Consider the following 25,130-nt stretch of genomic DNA (forward strand, 5'->3'; position numbering starts at 1 on the left):
GCGCTTTATAAAGTAATACTGCCTGTAATTAATCCATAAATCGCAAAGAATGCTAAAGCACCAATTGCTACGGATGATGCTAATTCCACTCGAGTAAATATTTGCTTCGAACTCTTTTGCTTTTGAACATTGTAAAAAATAAAAATACCTGGCGCATATAAAGTCATTGTTAATAATAAATACTCTAAACCAGCTGCATAAACTAGCCACACGCCATAAATACTTGCTATCAAGCCAATTATTATATTTTTATTTCGATCTGCTTCTTCAGACTTTAAGCTATGCTTCAGTTGATAAAACGCTGAAAAAGCATATGGGATTAAAATAGCTGAAGATGCTAAAGAGAATGCAAAGTTATACGCCTGATCAGAAACGACGAATGTTAACAAGAACATTTGTATTAAACCATTTGTTATCCATAATGAATTTACTGGAGCCTTATTTTTATTTTCTTTTGCGAACCATTTTGGAAATACTCCATCTTTAGCCGCTAAATATGGAATTTCAGAAGCGAGCAAAGTCCAACCTAACCAAGCACCTAATACAGAGATGACCAAACCTAAATTAATAAAGATAGCACCCCATTTTCCAACAACACTTTCAAATAAATAAGCCATAGCCGGATTTTTCAAACCTGCAATATCTGCTTGCTGCATAAGTCCAAGAGACAATAATGTGATTAAAATGTAAATGATGAGTGTACCAATTAAGCCAATAACGGTTGCTTTCCCTACATCACTTCTATTTTTTGCTCGACTGGATAAAACAACAGCCCCTTCTACCCCAATAAATACCCATAAAGTTACAAGCATTGTACTTTTAACTTGGCTGCCAACTGCTCCCCATGAAAAAGAACCAGCTTGCCCCCAAAATCCATCTAAGAACGTATCAATATGAAACGCGAAGATTCCTATGACAATAAATACAAATACAGGTACTAATTTTGCGATTGTAGTTACTAAATTCACAAGGGCTGCTGATTGAACTCCACGTAAAATTAACATGTGAACACACCATAATAATACGCTTGCACCAATAATGGATTCTACATTTTGACCGCCTTCAAAGATCGGGAAGAAATATCCTAATGAAGAAAACAATAATGTACCGTAAGCTACATTTCCAAGCCAAGCAGATAGCCAGTATCCCCACGCACTATTAAACCCCATAAAATTACCAAACCCTGCTTTTGCATAGCTAAAAATACCACCATCTAAATCTGGCCGTTTTACAGTTAGATTTTGAAAAGATAATCCAAGTGCAATCATCCCAATTCCTGTTATAACCCAGCCAATAATAATGGCTCCAGCACCAGCACCTTTTGCCATATCACTCGCTAAATTAAAGGCTCCACCGCCAATCATAGACCCAACTACAAGAGCCGTTAGTGTAAACAACCCTAATTTCTTATCTTCACCCATTCCACTCACCTCTCTTAAATTGCAATAACAATACAAAAGCAATAGTGAATGATCGTGTCTAAAGGAGGAGAAAGAAGAAAGGAAGACTCCCTTTCTTCTTTACTCCATATTTCCTAAAGTAGCTGCCATAACCGCTTTAATTGTATGCATTCTATTTTCAGCTTGATCAAATACTTTTGAATGTTTACTGCGGAATACTTCGTCAGTTACCTCCATTTCTTTCAACCCATATTTCTCATAAACTTCTTCGCCATACATCGTTTCAACATCATGAAATGCAGGTAAACAATGTAAGAAAATCACGTTTTCATTCCCTGTTGCTTTAATCATTTTCATATTTACTTGATAAGGTTTCAATAACTCGACACGTTCAGCAAATTTTTCTTCTTCCCCCATAGACACCCATACATCTGTATAAATTACATCCGCATTCGCAACAGCTTCTTCCACATTGCTTGTTATCATTACCTGTTCATTATATTTTTTTGCTAAATCAATTACTTCTTGTGCAGGCCATAAAGATTCCGGTGTACAAATACGTACATCCATTCCAACGATTGCTCCACCAACTAGTAAGCTATTAGCAACATTATTTCGTCCATCGCCAACGTAAACGAGCTTCACATTTTTCAATTTCCCTATATGTTCTCTAATTGTTAATAAATCTGCTAGTGTTTGTGTTGGATGCCACATATCTGTTAATCCATTCCAAACCGGCACACCAGAATTTTGTGCTAAAGATTCTACGGTTTCATGATTAAATCCACGAAACTCAATTCCGTCAAACATACGCCCTAACACTTTTGCTGTATCCTCTACAGATTCTTTTTTCCCAAGTTGAATATCACCTTTCCCTAAATATTCAGGATTTGCTCCTAAATCTGTACATGCTACTGTAAATGCACAACGTGTACGAGTAGAAGTTTTTTCAAATAAGAGCGCTACATTTTTACCTTCTAAATAATGATGCGGAATACCATTTTTCTTTTTCTCTTTTAATTCTGCTGCCAAATCTAGAAAATATAATAATTCTTCTTGTGTAAAATCTTTTTCTGCTAGAAAGCTTCTTCCTTTTAAATTTGGTCTAGTCATTAACATAATTCATCCCTACTTTCTCCGTTATTTATACTAAATATCTTTACGAACAATTGGCATACTCATGCAACGTGGACCCCCACGACCACGAGATAATTCCGAACTTAGCACCTCAATCACTTCTATACCGTGTTCCCGTAATAACGTATTAGATACATAGTTGCGATCATATGTAACAACTACACCTGGCGCGATTGCTAATGTGTTCGAGCCATCATTCCATTGTTCACGAGCAGAAGCAATTACATCTCCTCCTCCACATGGAATAAGAACTAATTCACTTAAGCCTAATACCTCTTTTAATGCTTCCATTAAAGAAGTACGATGTGTAATTTTAAGAGTTTCCTCATCTGATCCTTTTTCTAAAATATAAATATTCATATTCCCTTTTGGCCCTTGAATGGCTGGGTGAATTGTAAACTTGTCATAATCAACCATTGTAAATACTGTATCTAAATGCATAAATGCTCGACATTTTGGAATTTCTATTGCTAACACTTTCTTAATTTTATTTTGTCGGCTAAAGAGATTTTTAGCTAAACGTTCAATTGCTTTAGCTGAAGTACGAGCAGATACTCCAATCGCAATTGTTTCTTCATTTAAAATTAGCTCGTCGCCACCTTCAATTGGAAATTTATAATCACGATCTAACCAGATTGGTACATTATGTTTTGCAAATCTTGGATGATATTTAATGATGTACTCCATGAATAATGATTCACGTCTACGCGCTGGTTCTCTCATCTTATTTATCGTTAAGCCATCGCCCACGCTAGCTGCTGGATCACGAGTAAAATATAAATTAGGCATTGGATCTAAGTAAAACGGATAGTGATCTTCCATTAATTCATATAAATGTGTCTTCTTACTTGTTTCAATTTCGTTTTTCCGTACACCGCCCATAATTTTTTGAATTAATTCTTCATTTGAAAAGGAAAGTAAATATTCTTTTAAAGTTTGATGTGCAACATTTACGTCGGCCTGTCCTTCTTTTAAAATACGATCAACAAATTCTTCTCGAAGTTTTTTATCTACTAACGCCTCAGCGGCTAGTTTTTCTAAATAAAGAACTTCAACACCCCGATTGCGTAACGTTTGTGCAAAATAATCATGCTCTTTTTGAATAATTGGTAAGTATGGAATATCGTCAAATAATAATTGCTGCAAATAATCTGGCGTCAAGTTTTCCACTTCTTTACCCGGTCGTTTTAATAAAACCGTTTGTAATTCCCCAATTTCTGAAGTAACATGTATCGGATGTTTCATTTGTTGTACCTCCTTTTAAATATGTTTGATGTCTTACAAGTACATAATAAATGCTCTGCACTTTCATCTTTGTGAAAGTATCCACATTATCATTGTGAAATATTAAACAAGTTATTTTTTTAAAATCATACGAATATGTATTTTTATAACAAACTATCTCGCTTTCTCAATAAAAAATACATATATTACGCATATATGTTGAATATTTAACTTCCGTATTTAAACAAAAATCCTGTTTTTAATTTTATTAAAAACAGGATTTTTGCATCTAAATAATTAAATTTAATCTTTCTTCTATAATCTCCCTATCTGATTTCGACTGTGAAATTATAAGGCATGTATCATTTCCACATATACATCCTATTTTTTCTTTCCAATCTAACTCATCAAATAAAACACCAATAACATGTGCATTACCAGGTAATGTTTTAATAACCATTAATTGATCTACACAATCAATTTTCACAACAACTTCTCGTAATTTTTTCTTTAACTTTATATCAGTTTGTACATGCTCTTCTGAGAAAACTTTATATATCATTAATCCTTCTTGAGAAGGTACCTTCGTTAAGTTTAACTCACGAATATCGCGAGAAACCGTAGCTTGTGTTACTAATACATCTTTTTTTGCTAACAATTCTACTAATCTTTCTTGCTTATCTATTTCATACTCCTTTACAAATTGTTTAATTAACCGTTGTCTTTTTTCTTTTTTCATAAAAGACACCCCTTTTAATATTATAGCTCGCTATAATTTTCATCCGAAAGGGACAGAAAAGAATGTTGCGGAAACGTTCATAGTTTAACTGTAAATATTAAATCAAGCTAAATAAAAAAGAGAAGAACAGCATTCTGTTCTTCCTTTTACATTGAAAATCGTTCAATTGTTTGTTTCAAATCAGTTGCTTGTTTCTCTAAATCCTTTAATAATTGATCGATTACTATCATATTTTTAGACTGTTGTAGCGTCACACGCGCCACTTCTTGCGAACCAGCTGACGTTTCTTCAGCAATTGCTGCTACAGCTTTTGTTTGTGCTCCTGTTTGATGAATGTGGCTCACTTGTTCATTCATATAACTACTAATTTGCTGAGTTGCATCGGCTACTTCCATAACACTTGATGACATTTCTTTTAAAATTAATTCCGTAGCTTCCCCACGTTTCGCCTCTTCTTTAGCTATTTTCACTTGTTCTGTCATTTTCATTGCAACTTGTTGTACTTCATCTTGCATATTCCGTAATAACTGCGATATGTTTCTTGCAGAATGATCACTTTCATCAGCAAGTTTCCGTACTTCTTCCGCAACAACCGCAAAGCCTCTTCCATGCTCTCCTGCGCGAGCTGCCTCAATAGAAGCATTTAGTGCTAATAAATTCGTTTGGCTAGCAATCGCACTCACAACAGACACAATATGTTCTACTTGTTTCATTCGTTCTTCTAACTTCTGTACATTTTGCATTGAATCTTCATTTTCTTTTGCCAATGTTTGAATACCTTGAATTAAAGACGTAAAGACACGAGTACTATGCCCTAAAGCTTCAACCATTTCTGAAGACAATGTATCAGACTGCTTCGCTTTTTCTTCTACTTCACTTGCAATAGAAGTCGTTGTATCAACAGCAGAAACAATTGCTTGAATTGATGCCGCTGATTGCTCAGCGCCTGAAGAAATTTCTGCAAGTGTCTCAGATACACCTTGCGCTTGTCTCGTTGCTTCGCCTGTTTGTTTTCTAATCTGCTGTACTTGATTATTTGTATACGAAAATGTTGTATCAATATTTTTTACCATGCCCCTTAAGTTTCCTAACATCATATTAAATGCAACACTTAAAGATTTAATTTCATCATCTGTCTTCGGTAATGGAACATCTTCACGAATATCACCCTCAGCTGCTTTTCTTGCCGCTTCCTCTAACTTGCGAAGCGGTTTAATTAAAAATACGGCTGCTCCATATGCTAAAATTCCAGACCATACTACCCCTAATAACATAACGATAATATTATATACAGTTTGACTTACATAACTTTGAAAATAATCGTATATCACGTAAATAAAAAAGATACTTGTTGAATATGTAATGAAAGCTAAAACTGTAGTGAATAGCATAAGTTGTGTACGTAATCCAAAAGAAAATGTTTTCCTTTCTTTTTCCATCTTCCCTTTCCCCCTTTTTATAAGCAATATAAATACTACCTATATATTATTATCCATATTTTCATTATAGAAGGATATAGAGATTTTAAAAAAATTATTTCTTTGAATATCAAATTGCACGAAAAAAATAAAGGATTCTGACAATTTATGACTAATAACAGAAATAAGGGGCAACATTTGTAAAATATATTTTTAACTGGGGGTTTTGTATGATTCAAGTTCGAAATCTAGTAAAATCATTCGGTTCACTTGATGTGTTAAAAGGAATTGATTTAGAAGTAAAAGAAAAAGAAGTTGTTGTTTTAATTGGTGCCAGTGGTTCTGGTAAAAGTACATTACTTCGCTGTCTTAACTTTTTAGAAATGTACGATGAAGGCGAAATTCACTTACAAGGTGAGCGAATTGATCCAAAGCATTCAAATTTAAATAAAGTCCGTGAAAATGTCGGCATGGTTTTTCAGCACTTTAACCTCTTTCCTCATATGACCTCACTAGAAAACATCATAGAAGCACCTATTCACGTAAAAAAATTAGAGAAAGCAAATGCAAAGGATATTGGAACTCAACTTCTCCAAAAAGTCGGCCTTCAAGATAAAGCAGATGTAACTCCTCATCTTCTTTCAGGTGGTCAAAAACAGCGCATTGCCATTGCACGAGCTCTTGCAATGAGCCCTAAGATTATGCTATTTGATGAGCCTACCTCAGCTTTAGACCCTGAACTTGTTGGAGAAGTATTGCAAGTTATGAAAGAACTTGCTGAAGAAGGGATGACAATGGTTATTGTTACTCATGAAATGAATTTCGCAAGAGATGTAGCTGATCGCGTCATCTTTATGGATGATGGAAAGATTGTAGAAGATGCTCCGCCAGCACAATTCTTTTCAGCTCCATCACATGAACGGGCAAAACAATTTTTACGCAACGTTTTATAATGTAACTTTTGTTTCGAACGAAAAAGAATACATTCATACGGTGCACAACTAATCATCCAAATAAAATATTTCAATAACATACTAAAAAACCATCCGTATGATCAATATATAGGAGGGGTTTTATGAAAAGAAAACTATTAACCATTGTTGCTAGCATTACACTATGTACATCTTTCATACTAGGAGCTTGTAGCAAAGAAAGCTCTACTACTTCAACAAATGGTGAAAAAGAATTTCGCTATGCGATGAGTGGATTATACAAACCTTTTAACTATAAAGAAAATGACGGCAAACTTGTCGGTTTTGATGTAGAAATCGGTGAAGCTCTTGCTAAAAAGATGAACATGAAGGCTACGCCAGTTACAAACCCATGGGAAACGCTGATTCAAGGTCTTCAAGCGAAGAAATATGATGTAATACTGGGTAGTATGGCAATTACAGAGGAGCGCTTAAAAGCTGTTAGTTTCTCAAATCCGTACTATCGCTCTGGCGCCCAAATTTTTGTAGCTAAAAAGAATAACGCTATCTCTTCTCCAGAAGATTTAAAAGGTAAGAAAATTGGTGTTGTAAAAGCTAGTACCTTTAAAAATCTGGTTGCAAAATATACAGATCAAATCACTGAATATGACAGCGATATTACTGCTCTTATGGATTTAGAGCCTGGGCGTGTTGACGCAGTAATTACGGATCAAATGGTTGGTCTACGTATGATAAAAGAAGGAAAATCAAATATAAAAGAAGCCGGAAAACCATTAAATCTTGATGAAATGGGAATTGCTATTCGCAAAGATGATAAAGAAATGGTTGAGAAAGTAAATAAAGCGTTAGATGAAATCATTAAAGATGGTACGTATGAAAAGATCAGTAAAAAATGGTTCGGGCGTAATATTCTCGGTGAAGAGGAAAAAACGAAGTAAGTTAGCCATTCAAAAGATTCATAAACAGTGCCCCACTGATTAAATGTTCATTTTATGTGGGGCATTTCATTCTCTACTAAAATCTATACAATATGAGGTGAAACGCATGTTTGAAATTTTTATCTCTACCTATCCCACACTCTTAAAAGCTACTATTGTCACATTACAATTAACATTAACCTCCCTAGTACTCGGTTCATTAATTGGATTATTATTTGCTTTCTTTCGGATCTCGAATAACAAAGTTTTAAATAGCATTGCTCATATCTATATTGCTATTATTCGTGGTACACCTTTAATCGTTCAAATCGCAATTCTCTATTTTGGCATTACATCTGTCATTGTTTTCTCCCCTTTTTGGGCAGGAGCAATCGCTTTAGCAATTCATAACGGTGCATATATTACGGAAATTTTCCGAGGATCCATTCAATCCGTCGACCGGGGACAATTGGAAGCCGCTCGCTCCTTAGGTATGCCTTACCCTTTAGCTATGCGCCGGATTATATTACCACAAGCATTTCGTCTGTCTCTTCCTCCTCTAGGAAACCAATTTATTATCGGATTAAAAGACTCTTCACTTGTCGCTTACGTAGGACTGTCCGAGTTATGGGGATCAGGTTTATCAATTGCAGCAGGTAACTTCCAACAATTAGATACTTACATAATCGTTGGTGTATACTATCTCGTACTTGTTCTTCTATTTACTTATTTTGTTAATCTCTTAGAAAAACGACTACAACGAAAAGAAACTAACTCCGTCCAATTCCATAAAAAGAACAAAAAGGAAGTTTCTTTATAAGAAAAAGCAAGCCTGAGATGGCTTGCTTTTTCATTGCAAAAATATATTAATTTTTACTGATTTACTTTTTTAATACTCTTTTCTTCCTCTATATGTTCCTCACGATATGAAATATTATGAGGATCTAGTCCATTTCCTAAAGAACCATAGAAATGCTCTCTATGCGGATCCACTAATTCACTTCCTTGATAATACACACGTGGTGTATTCCATAGCGCTGCCAAAGCTTTTGTCATCGGCATCTCATGATAGCGTTCCGGCCACATTTCTTTAATCTTCTCTTTTACTAACGGATAGTATTTAGAACTCATAGCAGGAAACAGATGATGTTCTGTATGATATGAGAAATTGAAATGTAAAACGTCTACCCAGCGCGGCACTGTTACTGACAAACAGTTTGCTAACGGATCATTTACTGGAACAATTGGATTTAAGCGGTGATTTGTTGCGATATATGCCATTACAATAAAGTTAGCAATTAACAACGGAATGACATATGCAAATAACCATTTTCCAGGTCCCATAATAAACAATAAACTAATCCAAACTGTCCAAGGCAAAAGAAGTTGAAGCCATACAGATTTTTGATTGGATGACTTGAACTCTTTTATAAAATGAAAGAACATTCGAGTCGAATGCAATGTAAATTGAATTGTTAGTGACAGAAAACTAAAGAATGAACGTACATGTAAAGGCATACGATATACCCAACTCAAAAACTTACTCTTCTTAAGTTTCTCAAGTGTCGGCCATGCATCCGGATCATTCTCTTCATGCTGTGTATGAACATGATGCGTTGCATTATGCCACTTTCTCCAAAGCTTTGGCCCTGTTGATAATGGCATAAATGCAATCGCGCCTAAGAAGTCACGAAGCCATGCCTTTCTTACAACAGTTCCATGTAAAATTTCATGCCCTAAAAATCCAAGTGAAGCAAAACATAATCCAAGAACAATCGCAATTCCTAGATTCGCCCACACATTCAATTCAAATACACCAATCGATATTAACCCCGCCAATGCCACAAGCAAATAAGCCAGTCCACCAAATAAACGAGTAGGCACTGGTTTAAATGCTTTTTTCGGCAAATGTGGTGATACACGTGCTGCATACCACCCAAACGTATGAAGCTCCTTCATCCTTTTGCTCCTTTCTTATGCCGCGCCTTGCGCAACTTACATATATCAATTCTTGCTTCCAGATTGATTTTACTAGATGATCCAAAAAGCATCTATTATAAGGAAAATATACTCACTCTATCGTCACTTATTTTTCGCTTTTATTATCAATGAAAAACATTTCTCTTTTTACTCTCTATCAACCTTTCCACATGATGAATCATAACAATAGAATTTCTATATTGTCAACACCTTTTATGACCTAGTAATAAAAGGTGGTTATATTTTTATAATCATACTTTATTTCACTAAAGAAAATGTATAGATTCCATAAGGATTTACCCACTATATATAGACATTTTCTTAAACGCCATAGACTCTATCTCATTCAATAACTCCCTATATAATCAACAAACAGAATCACTTGAATTTAGTTTTATATAAATCCTACCACTTCATAATGCCCCATCTAATTAATTATATTAAAATAATTTATAACCTCTTTTAATAAAAATAGACTACTTCTAAAACAACACACATGAATTTCATATATTATGGAAATATTAAAAGGAAAATTGTTCTAAAATCAGGAGGTTTCCGCAATGACAAGTGATACATTTCCACAACTGCCGCTATCTTATTGGATTGAATCTACTCAGTTTCCTACTTTCCCTCGTTTATCCGAAAATATAAAGACAAAAGTTGCTATTATCGGTGCTGGTATTACAGGTATTACTACTGCCTATTTACTTGCAAAAGAAGGCATCGATGTTGTTTTAATTGATTCTGGTCGTATTTTAAACGGAACGACTGGGCATACAACAGCGAAAGTAACAGCACAACATGATCTTATTTATGATGAATTAATAAACCATTTCGGTGTAGAAAAGGCCGGGCTTTACTATGAATCAAATAATCAGGCTCTACAATTCATAAATGAAACTGTTCAAACATATAAAATCGACTGTAATTTCTCAAATGAAGATTCATATTTATATACAACTACCGATAACGGATTAAGAAATTTATCGAAAGAATATGAAGCTTATCAAAAATTAAATATACCTTGTGACTATGTTCAATCTCTATCGATTCCTATTCCAGTACAATCTGCGCTTATAATGAAAAATCAAGCACAATTCCATCCCCTTCTTTATTTAAAAACACTTTTAGAAAAGTTTGTGGAGATGGGCGGGAAGCTCTACGAACAAACAACAGCTATGGATGTGGAAAAGGGAGATCATCCACAAATAATTACAAAAGAGGGCCATCATATCACTTGTGAATATGTCGTCTCTTGTTCACATTTTCCTTTTTATGATGCAAATAGCTTTTTCTTTACGCGAATGTACGCAGAACGCTCCTACGCTCTTGCAATAAAAGCAAAAATGGATTATCCAGGTGGCATGTATTTAAGTATTGATGATCCAAAGCGCTCCTTACGCTATATAACAAACAATGGAGAAAAATTAATTTTGATTGGCGGAGAGAGTCATAAAACAGGACAAGGAATAAATACGATGCTTCATTATGAAGCACTTTATTCTTTTGCTGAAGCAACTTTTGGAATAGACGAGGTTCCTTATAGATGGTCAGCACAAGATTTAATCACTCTAGATAAGCTTCCTTATATCGGACATATTAACGAAAGAAATCCAAATATCTTTGTTGCAACTGGATATCGCAAATGGGGCATGACAACTGGAACTGCTGCCGCTCACCTACTGAAGGACTCCATCCTAAAAGTCCACAGTCCCTATAAAGAACTGTATGCACCATCACGCTTCCATGCAAATCCAGATATAAAAACGTTCCTCTCCCAGAACATTGATGTTGCGAAACATTTAATTGAAGGAAAGATTGAAACCGCATTACGTAAGCCAGAAGATCTCGAAGTTGGTGAAGGATCTGTCGTACATGTTAACGGTAAACGAGCAGGTGCTTATAAGGACAAAGAAGGAAAATTACATATCGTCGATACAACTTGTACACATCTCGGCTGTGAAGTTGAATGGAATAATGGTGATTGTACTTGGGATTGTCCTTGCCATGGTTCTCGTTTTTCAATTGAGGGAGACGTTCTTGAAGGCCCAGCAGATCAACCGTTAAAACGCGTTGATAATGAGTAAACAAATAAAGAAGTTCAACAGAATTACGGTTGAACTTCTTTATTTGTTATAAAACCTGTTCAGATAAATTTCGACACAGGAAGGAAAATATTAACATTAAATAAAATAATATATTCATCTACAAATTAAAAGGGGTGAATATTATGCAACCTTCAGCTCCACCTCATCTAGAATCTACAGAAACTATCTTTTCAAGCTCTATTACAAAACTTGTTGTTTTTATTTGTTGGCTAGCCATTTTAGCTGATGGATATGATTTAGGTATTTACGGTGCCGTTCTACCAAAGCTCCTAGAAGACAAAAGCTGGGCGCTATCACCAGCGCACGCTGGTACAATTGCAAGCTATGCTTTATTTGGGATGTTTATTGGGGCTATTCTAGTTGGAACGATTACAGATCTAATTGGGCGTAAATGGACGCTTATATGCTGTTTAGCACTTTTTTCTATCACAATGGGTTTAGCGGCTATCGCTTCTTCTCCTGAGTTATTTGGATTATCTCGATTTATAGGAGGAATCGGATTAGGCGGTGTTATCCCAACGGCTTCAGCACTTACTGTTGAATATTCACCAAAAAAAAGGCAATCTTTTATTTATGCTCTTATGTTTACTGGCTATCCTTTAGGTATCGTATTAGGTGCTATTTTGTCTATGTTTATGTTAGAAGATTTCGGATGGAGAATTATGTTTGGTATCGGAATGATTCCACTACTCCTCATTCCTTTCATTATTCGCTATTTACCTGAGTCCATTCAATTTTTATTATCACGTAATCGCCAAGAAGAAGTGAACCAAATTCTTAATCGTTTTCAAATTGAATTTCATGTAAAAAATAAAACTCATCAAGCTCCATCTACTATACAAAAGAAAAATGGATTTTTTACTTTATTCTCAAAAGAATACATAAAAGCAACACTACTTTTTTGGATCACTTATATAATGGGAATGTTTTTAATATACGGTTTAAATACTTGGTTACCACAGATGATGCGCCAGGCGGGATATCCTCTTGGATCTAGTCTGTCTTTTCTACTTATGCTAAATATTACCGCAGCTGTTGGTGCGTTATTCGCTGGAGCAATTGCTGATCGTATAGGCGCAAAAATTGTTATTAGCATCTCTTATCTTATGGCAGCCATATGTATCGGACTATTAACAATTAAGCCATCTGTTACAATCATTTATCTTTTAATTGGCCTTGCTGGTATTGGATCGGTCGGTATTACTCAAATATTAAATGCATATGTAACACAATACTTCCCATCACATATCCGAGCTACCTCCTTAGGCTGGGGACTGGGACTTGGCCGAGTTGGTGCAATTGCTGGCCCTATTCTCATCGGTATTATTATGACAATGCAATATGACTTAGCATGGAATTTTTACTTATTCTCCTTTGCAGGTCTTATCGCAGCTATATCTGTTTTCTTCATTCCTACAAAATAAAAAGAGCACAAACTTACTTGTGCTCTTTTTCATATGCTCCAAACAGCATGTCTCGAAATAGTGTATTTAAAATTTCAATATCGATCCCTGATCCCTTTTCAATTCCTTTTACATATTGCCCATAGTAATGAATTTGTTCTTCTAAAAATTGATTTAGCACCTTAATTTTCAATCCAACATCTAATTCAGTACCTGCTTTTTTCTTTATTAACAACTTTTCAATCTCATCTAACACACTACGTTCTAATGGTAATTCTGTAATCAATCGATCAAATTCTACAGGTGGTAAAGTTGCTTTCTCTTCTAGCCACTTACAAGCTAAAATAGGACGTAATACATAAAAGTACTTTTTCAGCTTTACATTCTCACCTTGCAAAAATTCACGATAATTTTTCGACGCCATATGTAAATAATGATATATCGTTGCTTTTGGATCAAAATTCTTCTCACTCATCTGTTGAAGTAGTTCTGGAAAATTAGAGTTTTTCGAATAAAAAATTGGTGATCGAATCCACTCAAGTAAAGCTGGGTTCGACTTCGCGAATAGTTGCAACGCCTTTTTAATATCCCAACCACTTATATCTAAATCATCACTAATTGGATATTCAATTACATCACGTTTGTCATGAATTGATAAATACCATTCTACCGGATGTATATAAACAAACCTAACATCATAATCGCTATCTTTCGATGGAAATCCCCAAGCACGACTCCCTGATTCCACCGCAAATAAAATTTTTACATCATTCTCTTTTTCAATTCTTTCTAACTCCAACTCGATTTTCTCTCTCATTTCATAACATCTCCATTTTTTGATTATTTCCTTGGAAATTCGACAATACACTATTAATTTTACTACATACTAAAAAAACTGTCAGAAATTACTGACAGCCTAATAAAACTTCTATTGTTGCTTTTCGATTACAGTAGCAGCAATTCGTTCAAACTCTTTTTGAATCTCCTCTTTATATGCATCTACTATTGAAAAATCCATAGCAGCAATATAAATTCGTTCTAATTTATCACGAACCGATTTTGCTTTCGCTAAGAAAGACATTGCCTCATTCATTTTTGCTTTATACTGAATGGAAACATCACGAATTTCCTTCGCATATTTCTCATCCGTCCCTGGCGTAACAATAAGGGCATACATATCAATAATTTCATCACCTTCGCGACTTGGAAAATATTCATGCGGTGCGGTGCTATCAAAAATTGCAAAGCCTAATTCTCTTACGATAACCATATCAAGACTATTCGGGTCAAATCCGCAATGATATACTTCAACTTCAAATCCTTTTTCTTCAGCTGCCTCAGCTAACTTTTTGAGCATCGTTGATTTTCCAGAGCCTGGGCGGCCTTTTATAAAATAACGATGTGGTAACCCTTCTGTTAAATTAGGAACAAAGTCAACTGCTCCTTTCGGTGTTGCAGCTCCTAAAAAACGATGTTTGACAAGCGATTGTCTCCCGCTTTTATCTGCAAATAATTTCTGGATTAGCTGATCGGTTAGTTCATTTGCTTTATTAAAATCTATATTATCAATATATATCTTCTCCCACTCATCATGTATAACCAATGCCTCTTTAAAACGTGCGTAAGCAGACTGAAAAGCTTTGCTTGCTTCTGAAACAAATCTTTCAATTTCTAACTTCTGCTTTCTTAGTTTATCTGAGTCCCAAGCAATTCCTAAATTTATATACTCTTCAACAACTCCTGGCATTTTTGGCTCAATAACATGCGGTGATGTCCCATCAACAATTCCTACTTTTAATTGTGGGATAATTACACCATCAACCGATTTATTGTCAGAAGAACAATGTAAAAATTCAATATCATATCCTTTTCCAACCCATTCACGACCTATTGCCTTTATTAAAGAAGATTTTCCCGTTCCTGGACCACCCTTTAAGATAAATAATCTGTCTAATCCTTTTAAATTCTCTTCGTATAAATTGTGAAATCCCCTAGCTGTATTACCACCAGCATAATAATTCAATACATTTCCTGTCACTGCACTCACTCCTTCGCAGCATTCTATTTACATAAGCTACAATATGCGAGCGGCTTTATTTGGGTGAATACCTATTTTGTATTGCACACAAAAAGGAAATGAATTACAATTTAACTATCAGAAAATTAAGATTTTGAAAGTGAATACTTCTTTATCAAGAGAGGCAGAGGGACTGGCCCTTTGAAGCCCAGCAACCTCAGTTTATACGAACTGAATAGGTGCTAATTCCTGCAAAATGCATTGCATTTTGGAAGATAAAACTCAACTAGCATGTAAAGCTCATCTTTCTTGATACTGAAGGATGAGCTTTTTATTATTTGAAAAACATATATTGGAGGTATGTAAAATGAAAGTAATTGATTTATCACAAACATTTGAAAATAATATGTCTCAATTTCCTGGAACACCTAAAATACAACTAGAAGCTGTTACAAGTGTTGAAGAATCAGGCTATCAAGTTACAGATTTTCATTCTGTCGTTCATGTTGGCACGCATTGTGATGCTCCTGCGCATTTTATTTCAGGCGCAACGACCATCGATCAATTACCGCTGGATCAATTTGTAGGTGAAGCTGTTCTTATTGATGTAACTCATGTACAAGAACGAAAACTACCTAAAGAAGTACTGCACGATGCTGATATAAAAGAAGGAGATATTGTTATTTTCCATTCCAATCTATCTACTAAATGGAACACGGAGGCGTATGAGAAAGAAGCTTTTTATCTTTCTGAAGAATTAGCCGAGGAACTAGTACAATTAAAAGTAAAATCTGTCGGTTTAGATTTTATTTCTCCTGATGAGGTAACGACAGAAACATCACCAATTCATCACATACTACTTGGGAATAATATTTATTTAATCGAAAACTTAACAAACTTAGATGCCATTCACACGAAACGTTTCTTCTTCTCAGCAGCACCTTTAAAAATTAAAGATAGCGACGGTGCTTTTGCAAGAGCATTTGCTGTAATTTTTTAAACAAACTATACAAAAAAGCAAAGATCATCATTGACCTTTGCTTCTATTTTTTTTATTTAAATTAAGAAAGAATTGCTCAACATGAGGACGTAACCAAGCTAAATAATCCTTCTCTTTCTTCTTTGTACAAGCTATTTCTTCCCCATCTACCATTTCAACAAGTTCTAGTTCTAACAGTTGCTTCGTGAATGCTAACATATTCACTTCTTCGGATGGATACTCTTCTTTTAATTTCTCCTCAATTTCCCCCAATAAAAAACCGTCACGCATCATTGCCAATGCATCAATCCAAAGTGGCGGCATTTCATATTTTTCTCCTGTAATTGTGTCTTTTACAGTATAATTCTTTTGCTCTTTTCGAAATTGAATCGTGTGTAAACATACAGTCGAATTTAATGTTAATTCCATCATACCACCTCTTTCATAATATCTGCATAGAAAAAAGGATGCGCGTGCACCCCTTCTTATCTTTTCATAACACTACTGAACCGTTACATGAGCAATCAATCTCATGTCGATATTTTCCTCCATTATAAACGAAGTATTTTATAAAAAAAACCCTTCTTGAAACATTTTATAAAATGTTTATATTTACACAACAAGAACACTTTTCTGAAAAATCTTTTCTCAAATACATTAAACGGTCGGCAGAAAAATTTCTACTTTCGTTCCTACTCCTAGACTACTTTGGATCGTGATACTCCCTTGATGTTCCTTAATAATTTTATATGTAATCATTAATCCAAGTCCTGTACCATTCTCCTTTGTTGTGTAAAACGCCTTACCGATTTTTTCTAACTTCTCATTCTCTATACCACATCCTTGGTCTTCAACAGAAATACACAAATGTCCTTGCGTTTTTTGATATGCACAGATATGAATTTCTCCACCCTCTGGCATTGATTCTATTCCATTTTTAATGATATTTAATAGCACTTGTTTTAATTGCTTATCATCACCGTTTATAGCCGGTAAATTTCCATCTACTTGTAAATTACATTTAACTCTATATTGCGTTGCATAACTTTCCATTAGATGCACAACATATAGAAGGGTGTCTCGTATATTACACCTTTCATAATTTGTTGGCTTTGGTTTCCCTAACAACATCAATTCACTAACAAATCCATTAACCCTTTCAATTTCTTGTAGCATAATGTCGTAGCTCATCGTATCAGTTGGATTTCTTTCTTTTTGCATTTGCGTAAACCCTTTTAACGCTGTTAGTGGATTTCGAATTTCATGGGCAATTGTTGTAGACATAGTCCCAATCACAGCTAAATTTTCCGTCTCTTTCATATTGTTCATCATTTCAACCACTGTTCTTACATAAGATTGAAATCGTTTTAATAAAGAATGTGAAATAATGAAATAAAATACACATAAAACAAGTGGAATTATCACTTTTAAATCTTGTAATAGCAATGTGAAAAATACGTACTTTCCAATTACACTAAAGGAAACTAAATAAAAGTATTTTCTATTCACGAAAACTGGGGCAAATAAAATTAACAACATTTCTACCATACTACCATGTTCAAAAGGTCTATCCGTTCGCAAATAAATCATTAAATTATTAACAAGATTGATAAACATGTATCCAAATAAAAATAAATATTTTACAGAATATACATACCCTCTTTTTTGAAGATATATAGAAATAGGAAATAATGCTATTACAAATATAGGCACACCTATCCCAAGACTACCTTCTGGCCACCCTACCGCTGTTCCACTAATATTCATAGCAGGATATACAAAATAATATATAGCGTCATATAAAAAGAATATAATATAAAATAATAATATAAATACCTTTAAGGCTCTTCTTTCTTCATAAATCAAGCTCTTGTATTTGTTCATATAAAAACTCCCCTTGATCGATACAAAAAACTTTCATTGTTATCTCCTTAAAGTATAAGTATGAAATTGCTTTCAGGGCAATATTTAACCTTATAATACTAAAAGGAAGGAGATCTCTCCTTCCTTTTAGTAACAACTTATATCCACCTTACCCTATCATGTAACAATCCATCAGTAAAATTATTATGCCCTATTACAAAATCCTTCATATATAAATTTAAATACTCACCGTACTTACTTTCTGTATTTAATAACAACTCCTCGACGTAATAAGCACCTTGTTCAAATTGATCTAAAAGTAAACTAGACAAGCCCGCATAAATTCCGCACCCTACCTGAAAATACGTTGCATTCGTTTTATATTTACGAAAAACTTGGCTACTATTCATTACATTATACATATATGTCTCACTATTTTCATAAACGAGTAACACACCGACCAAGTCCTCTCCAGCAACCTCTTCTTCCGCTGGATTAAACACTTTACGATTCCAGTTCCATAAATCTTCTACTTGATCTAAGTTCTGTCTAATTATATTTGTTGTATACTCATTAATTCGGTAAAGAAAACCAACTTCCATATTGAAGTTTTTCCCTAAAATTAATACTTCCTCATGTGGCATTAAACAACCATAGAATTCTTTTTCTCCTAACTTCACTTTATACTCTGAAGCATATACATCTTCATAAAAGTAAAGAGGCCGATGATGACTCATATACATCGGATAACTCCAGATTGCTTCATCTAAAAATCGCTCTACTGCCCATGAAGCATAAAGTGTATGTGGCTTTATAAGTGCTGTATCATGCAAAAACGACGTGTCATGTTCTACAATATAACATGCTCTTGGCCTTTCATTTGGTCGTTCCTTCATAAGCTCAACAACCATCCATTGAACAACACCTGGATTCATACCTGAACCTATAATCGCTTTTGTATTTGTAAATTTCTCTTTCTCCTTCTCAAACCTTGTATATCTTTCCGTAAGCTGAAAGCCGATTAAGCTGTCGTCCTGATCTACTGCTTCATTTTCCAAGGCTGAATTAATATAACAAATTCCTAATTCATTACAGCAGCTTAATACTCTAACTGTATCTGCCCCTGAAACATCAATCACAACACTCGTACTTTTTTCTTTTAAATGTTGTTTAAATTCCACTACATTTTGAAGGTTTATCTCATATAAATATAATTGATCTTTCAAATTCGAAAACAACTCATCGTAATAATTCCTATCTTTTTGTTTTATATCCACCAAATGAAATTTAGCATTCTTTAATACTTCATAAATTGGATCTTTTTCATTTGCTATCGCTTGATTTAAAATTGCTAAAACTGCTTTTGCTGCTCCACCAGCACTACCAAGCAATGTAATTGATAACGAATTCGGAAACTGCTCCACAAACAAAACCCCTTTAATAAATTAGTTGAGCAGCTCCTCCTCAAAAAATAAATTGAATACATAAAAAGATAGCTCGTACACAATTTTTATAAGTTAGTGCAAAGTTACCTTTTAAAAAATCACACTATACTATGTTTATATTCAATTCATTTTTCCCCTCATCTTCAAATTAAACTAAAACAAATAGGCTCGACCTTTTCTTCTGCATATAAAAGAAAAAGTCAGCCCTTCCAACTAATCTACGGACAATGGACGGATTTTACATGTTGAATATTCACATACATTTTTGCATCACGTGCTTTTGATATCTCAATATGACCTTCATCAATTTTCGCCATTTTTCCAATTTTATTGGACTCCTCACCTAAATCAAACACCATAATTCTCCCAGTCATTTTAATAAGCTGTTCTTCAAATGTTCTAGCTAATGTAATATTTAACGGATTTACGGGGAGTTCATTTTTATTGAGGGCATACGGTACTTGGTTTTCTTTATACGGAATTAACCATTTTAAATGCTTTAAAGATATATATACCGTTTTATAAACCGGACTATAAAAAACAATATAGTCGTTCATCACACTTGTAACATAACCATGTATTGGAGCATTTCCTGCTACATAAACTTCTGTAAAAATCCCTTTAGAAGTACTTAATACTTTTCTCAAAGAAATTGAAGGGGATTCCCTCTTAATTACAGAATCAACATCTGGTTTTAGTATGTCTTCGTCATGTGCTCTTAAAAATTTATAGTATTGTACATGATATAAAGATATATATACATAGTCTTGTCCATTGTAAAGAACAATAATGTCATTTCCTACGTCTATTAATATACCTTTAAACCTTTTTTCACCGATTAATTTAACATATATATTTTCCCCAATACTTTTGTTTAACTCATTCATCTATATCCTCCTTCCTATGAATTTCAGCTTTACTATCTTCCATTTCAAAAAAATAATCAGGGCAATGTTCTGTCTTAATAGTAAGTAATTCCTTTTCATACTATCGAAATAAGAAATTGTTCTTCTCTTTCCCTCATAATGCCCCTCTTATTTATTAAACATTATTCATCTTCATTCTTTTTACATTTCACTACTTGACTCACACTCTTAATATGATAATTAATGATATAAATAACTTCATCACCGTTTACTAGCGTAATACATTCTTCATGCACTTCACTTAATAAGCCTTCTACACACTCTGGGCCGCCACGATTAATCTTTACCCACTTATACTTCAAGTCACGTAATACATCGACAAAAGTATCATCATCAGAGCAGAAACATGAAACATAGCCATCGCCACATTTACTTTCTTTCACTTTCTTAACTAGACTTTTCACATGTTTCAATTGGTAATATACTAATTCACCAAGAGGAAGTTGTAATGTAAGGTAATCTCTTCCTAACGATACAAGTACCCCCACTCGACTCTCTGGTCCACGAAGATTTACTTTTACAGTCTCACCGACTAAGCCTTTAATTTGTTCACAGCATAATATACTTTCCAAATTTATATCCTCCTTTCTTATTATCTTCCTCTTCTTGACTGTCTTTGTGCGCGAGCTCGACCTGAATTATTACTTTCACTTTCGCTTTCACTTTCGCTTTCTTCGCTCTCTCTACAAGGTACTGTTACACTCTTAATATGAGATACTGCAACTAATATAACTTCTTCTTTTACAATTAGTGTCACAAATTCACAAGAAACATCTTGTAAAATACCTTCAACTTTCTCTGGGCCACCACGATTAATTTTCACCCAGCAATATTTGAAGCTTTGAAGTAACTTTTCAAAGTCATCTTCACATTCACATTCCAACCATCTGCAATCATCTGCTTTACAATCTTTCGCATTTTTTGTAATACTTTTCAGATGACGAATCTGATAGTAATAGAGCTCTCCTTTTTCATTCTTTAATACAAAGTAATCCGAACATACAGCGACTATTGTCCCTTTTTGAGATTCTGGACCACCCCTGTTTACTCTCACAAAAGATCCAATTAAGTCTTTCAGAAAATCACAATGAAATAAACTCACGAGAAAACCCCTTCCATTAATTTATAAGCTTTTGCACTGATAGTATATGTATCTGTACAGGTTACGTTCTCTATGTTTGTCCTAGCTAGAAAAAAATATGCTTTTAACATGGTAGACTACTACCTATCAAAATTTGAAGAAAGGCTAAGAACTCCTTATGTTTTTGATATCTTCAAACAAAAAATCCCTTATGAATATACATTTCTGCATATCTTCATAAGGGATTTTCCATAGTTTAATCTTCGTCTTTAACATCCATATCTTCTGGAATTGGTTCGTTCAATATTTCTTCCACTAATTGCTTATATTTCTCCATTTGTTCTAAATGTGTATTAAATTGTTCTTTATTTACTAAATATTGCTCTCCATCGAATAGCGCACGAATTTTCTTTTGCTGAATTAACTCTTCAATATACGATTTTGGTAAATTCAAATACTCCGCAGTCTCTTCTACTGTTATATACAATGCGTTCATTCCTTTATTATTTTTTCATCTATACTGTATCTTACTTTACTTTATTTTTGTAAACAAATAAAAAAGATTTTGTAAATGCAGTTCAAAAAGCAGGTAGATGCATTCCATATATTGTATAGTATTATATAGTAAGAATTTTTTAAATATAGAATGGTATTACCCATTTACACAAAGGAGAGTTAACATATGGCTACTCGTCACATCATTACAATGTTAGAAAAAACACTACAAGTTGAAACAGAAAACACAATTTCTCATTTAAATGTATCTTTATCTGATCGTTTTCTTTCTCAAAGCACAGCAATACATGAAAACAATTGTTATCATACAATTGGTGAATGGTACAAAAATCATTTCTTATTCCAACAAGATGATTTCCTTTGGGCTAAATATGCCTTCTATGACGCATATTGTGAAGCCATCAAAAAACAAGGTCATCTTACAAAACGTGTTCGCCAAATATTAGAATCATTAGCTCGAATGCATGGAAAACAGTATATTGCTTCTATACTAAATATGCCATTTCCTAATGAACGCGCTAAAGGGACAGCGTAATTTAGCCATGTTCTGCGTAAGCAAAACATAGCTAAATTGTTTTCTAGGATGCTTTACCAATAAAATGTTCATATCATATGAACTGATGAAACCGGTGTCATTATAATGATAGAAAATATAGTAAACAGGAAAACCCCCACGTACATCTCTCATCCATTGGAATAGAGAAATACGTGGGGGTATACTTGTTCCTTATTATTTCATCATCTGCTTAATCAGTTCGCGATTTCTCTTCTTAAATACTTCATTATGAGAAGAAACCATTCCATACTCACTTGCATCTGGTTGGATAAATTGTTTTGCTTTATTCACAGCATTTCCAGCATCTTGGAATGCACCTGCAATTAAGTGTAGTTTCCCTTCGTGCTTTAAAATATCTCCAGCAGCATATAATCCATCTACTGAAGACTCACTATTTGCATTACCTGCAATATAATAATTATCTATAATTGCAACGTCTAACTCACTATTTTCTAATAATGTAATGTCGCGTTCATATCCATGATTAATAATAACTTCATCAATAGGAAAATGAGAAACCTCACCTGTTTCATGATTTGTTAATTCTACATATTCGATCACTTCATGATTATCACCAGCAATTAATTTTGTAATCGATGTATTAAAGAAACACTCCGCTGAGCTGTTCATAAGTTGTTTTACTTGTGCTTCATGACCAGATAATTCTTCTTTTCTATAGGTTACATACACTTTTTTCGCAATTGGTTCTAATTCATTTGCCCAATCAACAGCAGAATTGCCTCCACCGGAAATAATAACTGTTTTACCTTTAAAACGCTTTAAAGATTTAACTGTATAATTTAAATTTGATACTTCAAATCGCTCAGCACCCTCAATAGATAACTTTTGCGGTTTCAATATACCACTTCCTGTTGCGACGATAACTGTTTTTGAAAAGTGTTCTTCCCCAGTACTTGTTTTTAATGTAAAAGTACCATCTTGATTACGAATAATTGATTCCACTTTTGTATCTAATACAACTTCTGGCTTAAATGTTAACCCTTGCTGTACAAGTTGTTCAATTAACTTATCACCTGTAACTGGTAATAGTCCTCCTACATCCCAAATCATTTTTTCCGGATACACATGTATTTTTCCACCTAAATGTGGTTGAAATTCTATTATTTTCGTTTTCATTTCTCTGAGTCCACTATAAAAAGCTGAATAAAGCCCTGCAGGTCCTCCGCCTATCACGGTTACATCAAACAATTCTTCTCGATTCATTCGTGCTCACTCCTCAGCTACTAATCATTGATTATCATTCTCAATAAAATATAACCTGTTTCCGCAAAATTTACAATCAAAATTACTATTGACAATACACCTATATAAAATTATATTATTTAAAGAATCAATAGTGATAATCATTATCATTTTGTTAATAATTAGCAAATTTGAGATTACATCTTCTTTCATTAATATGGTTATTACTATATTATAAAATCTCATATTCAAGATTTTTAATAAATTATTTTGCATTACCACTACTATTTCAAAAAGATTACAGTTAAACAAATTATTGTATACACATATCATCTATGTTAAAGGAGAAAGACGATGAAAAAGTTATTTATTTCACTAACAGTCCTTTTCGTTCTTGTTATGAGCGCTTGTAGCAATAGCTCTACAGACAAAAAGGACGATGCAAAAGGTAGCAAATCAGAAACAATTACATACCAATCTGAAAATGGTAAAGTAGAAGTTCCTGCAAATCCAAAACGCGTTGTTGTATTATCATCATTCGCTGGTAACGTAATGTCATTAGGTGTAAATCTTGTTGGGGTAGATTCATGGTCTAAACAAAACCCACGTTTTGATAGCAAACTTAAAGATGTTGCTGAAGTATCAGATGAAAATGTTGAAAAAATCGCTGAACTAAATCCAGATTTAATCATCGGTTTATCAAATATTAAAAATGTCGATAAGTTAAAGAAAATCGCGCCTACTGTAACATACACTTACGGAAAAGTTGATTACTTAACACAGCATTTAGAAATCGGTAAGTTATTAAACAAAGAAAAAGAAGCAAAAACTTGGGTTGATGACTTCAAGAAACGTGCACAAGAAGCTGGTAAAGAAATTAAAGCAAAAATCGGTGAAGATGCTACAGTTTCTGTTGTAGAAAACTTCAACAAACAGCTTTATGTATACGGCGAGAACTGGGGCCGTGGAACAGAAATTCTGTACCAAGAAATGAAATTAAAAATGCCTGAAAAAGTAAAAGAAAAAGCATTAAAAGAAGGTTACTACGCATTATCTACTGAGGTATTACCTGAATTTGCTGGTGATTACTTAATTGTAAGTAAAAATAAAGATACTGATAACTCATTCCAAGAGACAGAATCATATAAAAACATCCCAGCAGTAAAAAATAATCGCGTATATGAAGCAAACATGATGGAATTCTATTTCAATGATCCACTTACATTAGATTTCCAACTAGACTTCTTCAAGAAGAGCTTTCTTGGTAAATAATACAAACATGAGGA

Annotated in this window: 23 protein-coding genes, 2 pseudogenes and 1 riboswitch; of the genes and pseudogenes, 8 read left to right on the forward strand and 17 right to left on the reverse strand. The window is 33.9% G+C overall.

Features of this window, described 5'->3' with window-relative positions; genetic code table 11:
* Positions 1-5: 5 nt before the first annotated feature.
* The 6 genes and pseudogenes from arcD to AB6801_RS31280 all read right to left on the reverse strand — a co-directional run.
* A complete protein-coding gene (gene arcD / locus AB6801_RS22155; protein ID WP_000503410.1) occupies positions 6-1,421 on the reverse strand; it encodes an arginine-ornithine antiporter in 1,416 nt (471 codons plus the stop codon).
* Positions 1,422-1,520: 99 nt separating this feature from the next.
* Positions 1,521-2,519: an ornithine carbamoyltransferase gene (gene argF / locus AB6801_RS22160; protein WP_000930289.1), complete on the reverse strand. Its 999-nt coding sequence runs from the start codon at positions 2,517-2,519 to the stop codon at positions 1,521-1,523.
* Positions 2,520-2,549: 30 nt separating this feature from the next.
* Positions 2,550-3,782: an arginine deiminase gene (gene arcA, locus AB6801_RS22165; protein ID WP_000682331.1), complete on the reverse strand. Its 1,233-nt coding sequence runs from the start codon at positions 3,780-3,782 to the stop codon at positions 2,550-2,552.
* Between the two features lie 268 nt (positions 3,783-4,050).
* Positions 4,051-4,500, reverse strand: a complete 450-nt coding sequence (gene argR / locus AB6801_RS22170; RefSeq protein WP_000711827.1) for an arginine repressor — start codon at positions 4,498-4,500, stop codon at positions 4,051-4,053.
* Positions 4,501-4,646: 146 nt separating this feature from the next.
* Positions 4,647-5,219, reverse strand: a pseudogene (locus AB6801_RS31275) (methyl-accepting chemotaxis protein); the annotation flags it as partial.
* 369 nt (positions 5,220-5,588) lie between these two features.
* Positions 5,589-5,939: pseudogene (locus AB6801_RS31280) on the reverse strand (HAMP domain-containing protein); the annotation flags it as partial.
* 209 nt (positions 5,940-6,148) lie between these two features.
* Here AB6801_RS31280 and AB6801_RS22180 point away from each other — a divergent pair.
* From AB6801_RS22180 to AB6801_RS22190, 3 genes are all read left to right on the forward strand, one after another.
* Positions 6,149-6,871, forward strand: a complete 723-nt coding sequence (locus tag AB6801_RS22180; protein ID WP_000616925.1) for an amino acid ABC transporter ATP-binding protein — start codon at positions 6,149-6,151, stop codon at positions 6,869-6,871.
* Between the two features lie 122 nt (positions 6,872-6,993).
* Positions 6,994-7,788, forward strand: a complete 795-nt coding sequence (locus AB6801_RS22185) for an ABC transporter substrate-binding protein (RefSeq protein ID WP_000823768.1) — start codon at positions 6,994-6,996, stop codon at positions 7,786-7,788.
* A 43-nt stretch (positions 7,789-7,831) separates the two neighbouring features.
* Positions 7,832-8,587, forward strand: coding sequence for an amino acid ABC transporter permease (locus AB6801_RS22190; protein ID WP_002004337.1), 756 nt, complete (start codon positions 7,832-7,834; stop codon positions 8,585-8,587).
* 53 nt (positions 8,588-8,640) lie between these two features.
* On the opposite strand, the gene desB is transcribed toward AB6801_RS22190, so the two are convergent.
* Positions 8,641-9,726 carry a Delta(10) desaturase DesB gene (desB, locus tag AB6801_RS22195; RefSeq protein WP_000661226.1) on the reverse strand — a complete coding sequence of 362 codons (1,086 nt, stop codon included), beginning with the start codon at positions 9,724-9,726 and terminating at the stop codon, positions 8,641-8,643.
* Between the two features lie 581 nt (positions 9,727-10,307).
* Between desB and AB6801_RS22200 the strand changes: the two genes are divergently transcribed.
* Both AB6801_RS22200 and AB6801_RS22205 read left to right on the forward strand, forming a co-directional pair.
* Positions 10,308-11,834, forward strand: a complete 1,527-nt coding sequence (locus AB6801_RS22200; RefSeq protein WP_000199976.1) for an FAD-dependent oxidoreductase — start codon at positions 10,308-10,310, stop codon at positions 11,832-11,834.
* A gap of 143 nt (positions 11,835-11,977) precedes the next feature.
* Positions 11,978-13,279, forward strand: a complete 1,302-nt coding sequence (locus AB6801_RS22205; RefSeq protein WP_048567388.1) for an MFS transporter — start codon at positions 11,978-11,980, stop codon at positions 13,277-13,279.
* A 13-nt stretch (positions 13,280-13,292) separates the two neighbouring features.
* On the opposite strand, the gene AB6801_RS22210 is transcribed toward AB6801_RS22205, so the two are convergent.
* Complete coding sequence (locus tag AB6801_RS22210) at positions 13,293-14,075, reverse strand: nucleotidyltransferase domain-containing protein (RefSeq protein WP_001208233.1); 783 nt, start codon at positions 14,073-14,075, stop codon at positions 13,293-13,295.
* Positions 14,076-14,186: 111 nt separating this feature from the next.
* On the reverse strand, positions 14,187-15,296 hold the full coding sequence (locus AB6801_RS22215) for a PRK06851 family protein (RefSeq protein WP_000147484.1): 1,110 nt from the start codon (positions 15,294-15,296) through the stop codon (positions 14,187-14,189).
* A 148-nt stretch (positions 15,297-15,444) separates the two neighbouring features.
* Positions 15,445-15,557: riboswitch (SAM riboswitch) on the forward strand.
* 85 nt (positions 15,558-15,642) lie between these two features.
* Here AB6801_RS22215 and AB6801_RS22220 point away from each other — a divergent pair.
* Positions 15,643-16,275 carry a cyclase family protein gene (locus AB6801_RS22220; protein ID WP_000862983.1) on the forward strand — a complete coding sequence of 211 codons (633 nt, stop codon included), beginning with the start codon at positions 15,643-15,645 and terminating at the stop codon, positions 16,273-16,275.
* A gap of 27 nt (positions 16,276-16,302) precedes the next feature.
* On the opposite strand, the gene AB6801_RS22225 is transcribed toward AB6801_RS22220, so the two are convergent.
* The 7 genes from AB6801_RS22225 to AB6801_RS22255 all read right to left on the reverse strand — a co-directional run bounded on the left by AB6801_RS22225 (position 16,303) and on the right by AB6801_RS22255 (position 22,065).
* Positions 16,303-16,683 carry a hypothetical protein gene (locus AB6801_RS22225; protein WP_000424119.1) on the reverse strand — a complete coding sequence of 127 codons (381 nt, stop codon included), beginning with the start codon at positions 16,681-16,683 and terminating at the stop codon, positions 16,303-16,305.
* Between the two features lie 228 nt (positions 16,684-16,911).
* Entirely contained in the window at positions 16,912-18,138 is a 1,227-nt protein-coding gene (locus tag AB6801_RS22230; protein ID WP_001046105.1) for an ATP-binding protein, read from the reverse strand.
* 137 nt (positions 18,139-18,275) lie between these two features.
* Positions 18,276-19,541 (reverse strand): hypothetical protein, encoded by a 1,266-nt coding sequence (locus AB6801_RS22235; RefSeq protein WP_000434717.1) that lies wholly within the window; start codon positions 19,539-19,541, stop codon positions 18,276-18,278.
* A 239-nt stretch (positions 19,542-19,780) separates the two neighbouring features.
* Positions 19,781-20,449, reverse strand: a complete 669-nt coding sequence (locus AB6801_RS22240; protein ID WP_370941159.1) for an LSm family protein — start codon at positions 20,447-20,449, stop codon at positions 19,781-19,783.
* Positions 20,450-20,610: 161 nt separating this feature from the next.
* Positions 20,611-21,060: a hypothetical protein gene (locus AB6801_RS22245; protein WP_000443836.1), complete on the reverse strand. Its 450-nt coding sequence runs from the start codon at positions 21,058-21,060 to the stop codon at positions 20,611-20,613.
* A 20-nt stretch (positions 21,061-21,080) separates the two neighbouring features.
* Positions 21,081-21,590, reverse strand: a complete 510-nt coding sequence (locus AB6801_RS22250; RefSeq protein WP_000051534.1) for a hypothetical protein — start codon at positions 21,588-21,590, stop codon at positions 21,081-21,083.
* 235 nt (positions 21,591-21,825) lie between these two features.
* Positions 21,826-22,065: a helix-turn-helix domain-containing protein gene (locus AB6801_RS22255; protein WP_001998970.1), complete on the reverse strand. Its 240-nt coding sequence runs from the start codon at positions 22,063-22,065 to the stop codon at positions 21,826-21,828.
* A 186-nt stretch (positions 22,066-22,251) separates the two neighbouring features.
* Between AB6801_RS22255 and AB6801_RS22260 the strand changes: the two genes are divergently transcribed.
* Complete coding sequence (locus AB6801_RS22260; RefSeq protein ID WP_000235475.1) at positions 22,252-22,620, forward strand: hypothetical protein; 369 nt, start codon at positions 22,252-22,254, stop codon at positions 22,618-22,620.
* Between the two features lie 195 nt (positions 22,621-22,815).
* Here the strand turns inward: AB6801_RS22260 and AB6801_RS22265 are convergent, their stop codons facing one another.
* A complete protein-coding gene (locus AB6801_RS22265; RefSeq protein ID WP_097999055.1) occupies positions 22,816-23,865 on the reverse strand; it encodes an NAD(P)/FAD-dependent oxidoreductase in 1,050 nt (349 codons plus the stop codon).
* 333 nt (positions 23,866-24,198) lie between these two features.
* On the opposite strand from AB6801_RS22265, the gene AB6801_RS22270 reads away from it, so the two are divergent.
* The gene (locus AB6801_RS22270; RefSeq protein ID WP_000732594.1) at positions 24,199-25,116 is read left to right on the forward strand and encodes an iron-hydroxamate ABC transporter substrate-binding protein; all 918 of its coding nucleotides are present in this window, start codon (positions 24,199-24,201) and stop codon (positions 25,114-25,116) included.
* Positions 25,117-25,130 lie beyond the last annotated feature (14 nt).

Source organism: Bacillus sp. RCC_6_1 (assembly GCF_041360755.1).
Classification (GTDB): Bacteria; Bacillota; Bacilli; order Bacillales; family Bacillaceae_G; genus Bacillus_A; species Bacillus_A cereus.